At 60.4% G+C, this 5904-nt stretch carries 5 protein-coding genes and 2 pseudogenes; 6 read left to right on the forward strand and 1 reads right to left on the reverse strand.

Going from position 1 to position 5904, the window contains the following annotated elements; genetic code table 11:
• A pseudogene (locus ACFFAR_RS22500) lies at window positions 1-208 on the reverse strand (collagen-like triple helix repeat-containing lipoprotein); the annotation flags it as partial.
• A 794-nt stretch (window positions 209-1002) separates the two neighbouring features.
• Between ACFFAR_RS22500 and ACFFAR_RS22505 the strand changes: the two are divergent.
• The 6 genes and pseudogenes from ACFFAR_RS22505 to ACFFAR_RS22530 form a co-directional block, all read left to right on the forward strand.
• Complete coding sequence (locus ACFFAR_RS22505) at window positions 1003-1164, forward strand: Flp family type IVb pilin (protein ID WP_174364353.1); 162 nt, start codon at window positions 1003-1005, stop codon at window positions 1162-1164.
• Between the two features lie 231 nt (window positions 1165-1395).
• Window positions 1396-1923, forward strand: a complete 528-nt coding sequence (locus ACFFAR_RS22510) for a prepilin peptidase (RefSeq protein ID WP_375508499.1) — start codon at window positions 1396-1398, stop codon at window positions 1921-1923.
• Complete coding sequence (locus ACFFAR_RS22515; RefSeq protein ID WP_174364352.1) at window positions 1920-2390, forward strand: TadE/TadG family type IV pilus assembly protein; 471 nt, start codon at window positions 1920-1922, stop codon at window positions 2388-2390. The genes ACFFAR_RS22510 and ACFFAR_RS22515 overlap by 4 nt, the downstream gene beginning before the upstream one ends.
• 28 nt (window positions 2391-2418) lie before the next feature.
• Window positions 2419-3381, forward strand: a complete 963-nt coding sequence (cpaB, locus tag ACFFAR_RS22520) for a Flp pilus assembly protein CpaB (protein WP_375508500.1) — start codon at window positions 2419-2421, stop codon at window positions 3379-3381.
• 151 nt (window positions 3382-3532) lie between these two features.
• Window positions 3533-4996, forward strand: coding sequence for a type II and III secretion system protein family protein (locus tag ACFFAR_RS22525; protein WP_375508501.1), 1464 nt, complete (start codon window positions 3533-3535; stop codon window positions 4994-4996).
• A 72-nt stretch (window positions 4997-5068) separates the two neighbouring features.
• Window positions 5069-5904: pseudogene (locus ACFFAR_RS22530) on the forward strand (fimbrial protein); the annotation flags it as partial.

Consider the following 5904-nt stretch of genomic DNA (forward strand, 5'->3'; position numbering starts at 1 on the left):
CTGCCGATGTGCTGCCGTCGCCGCCGGTGCCCGCCGATGTGCTTCCGTCACCACCGGTGGTGGGGATTGCGCCGGTCGAGCCGGAGCTGCCAAGTTGTTTGCTGGTGGAACCTGACCCGCCGCATGCGCCGAGCGTCAGCATGGTCGCGATAGCAGCGGTGAAAATGGTGACGCGCAATGCGCCCGTGCGATTGTGTGCGGTCTTCATAACGCCCTCGGATGGTATTTAGTTTTGTGTTTGAACTGCCATCGTCTTATTGCAGGACGCGTGCCATTTTGAATGGAGCCGTGTGATGTACGTCGAAATGTGGCCGGGTTAACCAGATGGTACAAGGCGGGGTGGGGCTTTGCGGGGAGGTGGCAGGATCAAGGCACCACGCGTTGTGTGCAACGTAACGTGTCACGTAACGTAACGTGCGACCGATGCCGTTACGGACGCGGACGTAACACGTTTCGCTGTGGTCATTAAAAATCGCGGCGACGCTTGTTTTCTGGAGTAACTGCACTACTGGCTAGGCTCCAGCCGGCGTCAAACCGGCCGTTAACTAGATAGTGAACCGTCTTTCATTACGACACATTACAAAGTCGGAAAGCGTAATAGAAAGATCGCTAATTCAGAGAACGCTAACAACGCACTGAAAGAAGAGGCACTGAATTTTACAAACGACGCCAAACCTTTGAGCGAAAAGTGTTGTTGTTGCACTATGCTTACCGATCAAGGGTATCAACTAATGAATTTATTGCGCGTACCCGTTGATTTCGAGATAGCGTTCAGCTATAAATCGTTTCATGGATGCATCATTTAACATCCGGACTGATGGAGGCTACATCGATTACATATCTAGAACCTGAGAGAAGCAGCGAGTGAACCAGCGCGCAAAGACGCGCAACAAGGCATACGGACACATGACTGCGGGGAAGAGAGAACCCGCGGGCTACGATCCACCAAAATGCCGGAACACTTGCTTAAATGGCCATTAAAAAATATCCGAGGGCAACATCATGTCGAACTTCATCAAACGTTTTTCCCGCGACGAACGCGGCGTCACAGCGATCGAATACGGGATCATTGCCGGCATCATCGCTGCGGCGCTGGTTCTAGCTTTAGCGCCGCTGACAACAGCGCTCACAAATACCTTCTCTGCTATAAGCAAGGCGCTTTAACAACTGAGGCTTCGCGCCGCCAGGCTTAGAGCGCCACATCTTTATTGCGTATCGGCTCCTGTATATATTGGCGGTCCGCCGGTATATACAAGGTCCTGCCTGTCGCCGCGTTTATTCGCATCTACGCAGGTGGAGCTTGGCTATGCGCGGTAGTGTCGCCATGCTTTTCAATCGAATGCCTTAAACCGCAATCGGTAGGAAACGCGTGCCTGGCGTTAGCGATTCAATATTGTGATTAACGCCGCGTTATTCGTTAGCTGGGCACTCGCAGTCGTTATATTCGATTGCTTTTGGCGCCGCATTCCAAACGGGCTCGTTATAGTCGGTGTGGTGCTTGCGTGCGCACTTGCGGCGAGTGGTTATTCACCATTTCATATCGCGTTCAAAGACGCTGCATTCGGAGTGCTAGCCGGGCTGGTCGCGCTCTTGCCGTTCTATTTGATGGGCGTGATGGGCGCCGCCGACGTAAAGGTGTTCGCCGCGCTGGGCGCGTGGTGCGGCCTGCATGCGTTGCTTGGGCTGTGGATCGCTGCAAGCGTCTTTGCCGGCATTCACGCGCTATGCCTGATCGTGCCAGCCGCGATCAAATCCAGCCTAAGCGCCACGGCGCATCTCGTTGGCGCCGATGGCAATAACAAAAAGCGTGCACGTCACGCGACCTTCATGGTCGGTGGCCGCCGCGCGACGCCCTATGCGGCGTTGCTCGCGGTGTCGGCGCTGGGCAGTTTCACGCTGCATGCACTCGGGGCCGCGCGATGAAACATCCCAATAGAAACGTGTCCAGACAACGGCGGCAACGCGGCAGCACGGCCGTGGAGTTCGCGCTCATCTTCCCGCTGTTCTTCCTGATCTTTTACGCGATCGTGACGTACAGCATCATCTTCGTCGCGAAGCAATCGCTTGCGCTTGCGGCATCTGAAGGGGCACGCGCTGCGCTTAAGTTTCAGCCGAATGCGAACAGTGCAGCAAGCGCACTCACGCTGCGTGCAAGCGCTGCGTGTGCCACGGCGACCGGACTTGTGAACTGGCTCGCGACGACTACGCCGTGCACGGCAACCTACGCGCCCTGTACGTTCGATGCATCGATGCAATGCGTGCAGGTCACGCTCAACTACGACTACGCGGGCAAGCCGCTCGTGCCTGTATTGCCGCTCATTGGATTGCCGACGCCAACCACGCTCACCGCGAACGCCATGGTGCAACTGAACCCGGAGAACCTGTTCTGAGCGCCGACGCGTCCGGAACGAACATCACATGGCCAATTTCACTCGTATCCTCGCTGGATGTCTTTTTGCACTTGCCGTGCTGCTTGGCGTTTTTGCGTGGTCGCTTTCGCGGCGCGCGCCGGCGCCGGTTGCGCCCATCGTGCAAGGGCAGGCAAACTTTCCAGTAGTTGTGGCCGCGCGTGACCTGCCCGCCGGCAAACCCATCGAAGCCGATGCGCTAAGCCTGCGCATGGCGCCATCGCGCGGAGCAAGCGAGTTCGGCGATGCCGCGCCATTGGTCGGGCGCGTGCCGCTCACTGCAATCACCGCGAACACGACGCTCACCGAAGCCAGCCTCACAACCGGACTCGCCGATGCCATTGCACCCGGCGAGCGGGCTGTCGCGGTGCGCATCGACGAAGGTAACGCCGTAGGCAATCGCGTGCGGCCGGGCAATTTCGTCGATGTGTTTTTCATGCTCAAGCGCGATATGAGCGCGGGTCCCGGCACCGACGCCGAGGTCGCGGCCACGCAGGCGCGACTTTTGTTGTCGAGGGTACGTGTACTGAGTTTCGGCGATGCCACGCTGCCCGGTACATCGGATAGCGCTGATGCCGCGTCGAACGCAACGCGCGCCTCGAGCGCCGGTGGCGGGGCACGGACCGCGGTGCTGGCGGTGCGCACGGCCGACATCGATGCATTGACGCTTGCTGAAGGCGCCGGCCGCCTGGTTCTCGCGCTGCGCAATCCCGCCGATAACGACGTGACAGAGCCTGCAGCGATGGCGCCGCTTCTGGCATCGCTCAGGATTACGAACGACGGCAAAGGACGCGCAGCCGCGGGTTTGTCGTTGCAGGCGCTTGCGGGCGGGACTGGAGCGCAACCGCCGAAGCAAATGCCCTCGTCGCCGCCGGTGCCGGCCACAGCGGCTTTCAAGACGCCTCGGGTTCAGGCGGCATCGAACGATCTGGAATTGATCCGCGGCTCGCATAGGGAAAAGATTGCCTACTGAAAAGCATTGCGTGTGACGTTAATGTGGTTAGAAGTGCGAATAAGTAAGGGAAGTTCGGGGCCATGCCGCCGTGTGGCGACAACGCAGTACGCAGTCGATATAAAAAATGACGAAAACCAAAGGTTCTGTTCGAGGGCGGTGTGCTTGCAGCATGCGGGGAATGCTGTTCGCCATGCTGGCCTGTCTGTGCGCTGTTGCGCCGGGAGGCATGGTCGATGCAAAAACCGCACGTGCCACGAGCGCGGACAACGCACCGGAACCTGTTCCCCGCGTGCTCGATATCGCGGTTGGCGCACAGCGGCAGATCGCGCCTGGGCACGCGTTGCAACGCGTCGCAGTGGGGGACCCCGCAGTTGCCGATGTTCTTTGGCTCAAGAGCAGCGGCGGCGTCAACAGCGGCTTGTTGCTGGTCGGGAAAAGCGCGGGACGCACGGAAATGATGCTGTGGGAGAAGGGCAACACGCAGCCGCGCACCTTCACTGTCAACGTCACCACGCAGGCCGCGCGCGAGTTGCTTGGCAGCGATACACCGGCGGTTGATGTGCTGGGTGGCACGGCGGTTCTCACCGGGTCTGCTGCGAACGTGGAATCGCATCAGCGGGCGCTGGCGGTGGCGAAGGATGCGATAGGTAAGTCCGCGGACGGCGCGGCTGGCTCCGACTCGAAAGACGCTGGAAAGCAGGACGATGGATCGTCCGATGCAGCCGCAAGCGCAACTAAAGGCGGAGGCGTCTACGATGCATCCACGGTGGCCGTGCGCCCCGTGGTCCAGGTAGACGTGAAGGTCGTCGAGTTCAGCAAGTCGGTGCTGAAGCAAGCAGGCTTTAACCTCTTCAAGCAAAACAACGCGTTTGCATTCGGCAGCTTCTCACCGACATCGCTGACGTCTTACACGGGCGGCGCGACCACCAACCTGCAAGTCCAGTCGGCGTCGCCGATGAGCAGCGCTTTCAACCTCATCGTGAACCTGGGCACGCGCGGCATCTTCGCCAACCTGAGCTTGCTGGAGTCGAACAATCTCGCCCGAGTCCTGGCGGAACCGACGCTCGTCGCGTTGTCCGGGCAGAGCGCGAGTTTTCTCGCGGGCGGCGAGATCCCGGTGCCGGTGCCGCAGACGCTCGGCACGATCAGCATCATCTACAAGCCGTACGGGATCGGCCTGACGGTCACGCCGACCGTGCTTGGAGCGAATCGCATCGCGCTGAAGGTAGCGCCTGAAGCGAGCCAGCTCGACTTCCAGCACGCGCTGACCATCAACGGCATTTCGGTGCCTGCGATCACCACGCGGCGCGCCGATACAACCGTCGAGCTCGGCGATGGCGAGAGCTACGTGATAGGCGGTCTCATCGATCGCGAGACGATGTCGAACGTCGACAAGGTGCCGATGCTCGGCGATCTTCCGATCATCGGTTCGTTCTTCAAGACTCTGCAATACACGCAAAACGATCGCGAGCTGGTGATCGTCGTGACGCCGCACCTGGTCTCGCCGATAGCCAAGGGCGCGCCGCTGCCCGGCACGCCAGGCGAGCAATCCGAGCAGCGCGACGGACCGGTGTGGCGCTCGTTCATGGGCGGTGTGGCATCGAGCGATATGGCGCCGGGATTTTCAAAATGAAGCGCAAGGGCAGAGATATTCCAGCGGTGGAAACCAGCAGAGGTGCGCGCGATGAACGCGAGAGTACTTTCCTTGACTGAGGTCGAAACGCGGGTGCAAAACACGCGCTTCCTGTGCGTCTGCGCGGATGCAGGACGACGTGCGTGGCTCACGCGTGCGCTCGGGACGTTGGGCCAGATCGAACATGTGCCATTCGATCCGGTTGCGCTCGTACCCAAGATCGTGGCACTTGGCACGTCGCTGGTTTTTATCGACTTCGGACGGGCGCCGCTCGAAGCGCCTCAGGCAAGCGCGGAAAGCGCAACAGCCATGGCCGCCGCCGTGCGCGATGCCTTTCCGGGCCTCGCGATCGTCGCGCTGGGATCGCTGCAAGGCTCCGACAGCGCGGTTGCAGCGCTGCGCGCAGGCGTGCGTGATTTCATCGATATGGATGGCGATCCCGCAGAAGCAGCCCGGATCACGCAGCAATTGCTGGAACAGGCGAGCCTGTCTGCGCAAACCCAGCGCACCGCGAACCGCCACGGAAAAATTACGGTGCTACTCGGCGCGCGTATAGGCGTGGGCGTCAGCACGCTGGCCGCAAACCTCGCGGTCAAGCTGCAAAAGCGCGATGTCACTGCGTTGAAAACTGCGGCGCTGCTCGACCTCGGCATTCCCGCCGCCGACAGTTCCGTGCTGCTCGACACCCAAAGCGAATTCAATTTCGTCGATGCCGTGCGCAACCTGCGCCGCTTCGACCAGACCTTCGTGCATACCGCGCTCTCGCATCACGAGAGCGGCCTTGCGTTGACGTCGCTGCCGCCGAATCTCGCCGATATGCGCGAGGTGTCGTACTCGTCGTCGATCAGTTTGCTGAACCGGCTGCGCGCATTTTTCGACCAGCAGATCATCGATCTGGGCGGCTTCAC

Origin of the sequence: uncultured Caballeronia sp., assembly GCF_964243625.1 — a bacterium.
In the GTDB taxonomy this organism is placed as follows: domain Bacteria; phylum Pseudomonadota; class Gammaproteobacteria; order Burkholderiales; family Burkholderiaceae; genus Caballeronia.

Bases quoted from the DNA above. Each gene is read 5' to 3' on its own strand.
- ACFFAR_RS22515 (WP_174364352.1), top strand. From the start codon at position 1,920: ATGAAACATCCCAATAGAAACGTGTCCAGACAACGGCGGCAACGCGGC.
- ACFFAR_RS22525 (WP_375508501.1), top strand. From the start codon at position 3,533: ATGCGGGGAATGCTGTTCGCCATGCTGGCCTGTCTGTGCGCTGTTGCG.
- ACFFAR_RS22505 (WP_174364353.1), top strand. From the start codon at position 1,003: ATGTCGAACTTCATCAAACGTTTTTCCCGCGACGAACGCGGCGTCACA.
- cpaB (WP_375508500.1), top strand. From the start codon at position 2,419: ATGGCCAATTTCACTCGTATCCTCGCTGGATGTCTTTTTGCACTTGCC.